An 831-nucleotide genomic window follows, 5' to 3' on the forward strand; every position below is an offset into this window, starting at 1 on the left:
CCGACGTTGCCCGAGGCATTCTGCACGCCGCTGTTGTCCAGCGTGATCAGGTTGGTGGTGTCGGTGATGTTGTTGGTCGGCGTGAAGGTCGCCGTCCAGGTAATCCCTCCGTCGCTGCTGCTCACCGCCGTCAAGGTGCCGTTGGCAACGGTCAGGTCGGCGTTGGTGAAACCGCTCACCGCCTCGCTGAAGGTGATGGTCACCAACGAGGTATCGCCGACTTTCACCGCGTTGTCCGCCACCACGATGCTCGCGGTCGGCCGTACGGTATCGATGGTGAAGTTGGCCGAGTTGGTGATGCCTGAGCCCGCGTTGCCGGCCAGGTCGCTGACGCCCGCATTATTCAGGGTGATCAGGTTAGTGGTGTCGCGGATGTTGCTGGTAGGGGTAAAGGTCGCCGTCCAAGTCACACCACCATCGGCGCTGCTCACGGTACTCAGAGTGCCATTGGGCACGCTCAAGTCGCTGTTGTCGAAGCCGCTGACGGCCTCGCTGAAGGTTATCGTCACCCCAGAAGTCTGGCCAATGGCCAAAGTCGGGTTGGCGACCACGATCGTGGCGGTGGGCGCCTGGGTGTCGATGTTGTAGGCATTCGACAGCGTGCTGCCTGCACCACTGTTCCCGGCCAGGTCGTTGACGCCCGCGTTGTTCAGCGTAATGACGTCGCCCGTATGGCTTACACCCTGGGTGGGCGTCAAGTTGGCGGTCCAGGTGATACCTCCGTCGGCACTGCTCACGTTGCTCAAGGTACCGCCGGCGACGGTCAGGTCGGCGTTGCTGAAACCGCTGACCGCCTCGCTGAACGTGATGGTCACCAACGACGTGGCGCCG

1 protein-coding gene is annotated in these 831 nt (G+C 62.7%); it reads right to left on the reverse strand.

Features of this window, described 5'->3' with window-relative positions:
• The coding region (locus tag ACQRBV_RS08375) for an Ig-like domain-containing protein (protein WP_427877917.1) at window positions 1–831 on the reverse strand (831 nt) is incomplete at both ends.

Origin of the sequence: Pseudomonas sp. R11F (assembly GCF_050312575.1) — a bacterium.
In the GTDB taxonomy this organism is placed as follows: Bacteria; Pseudomonadota; Gammaproteobacteria; order Pseudomonadales; family Pseudomonadaceae; genus Aquipseudomonas; species Aquipseudomonas palleroniana.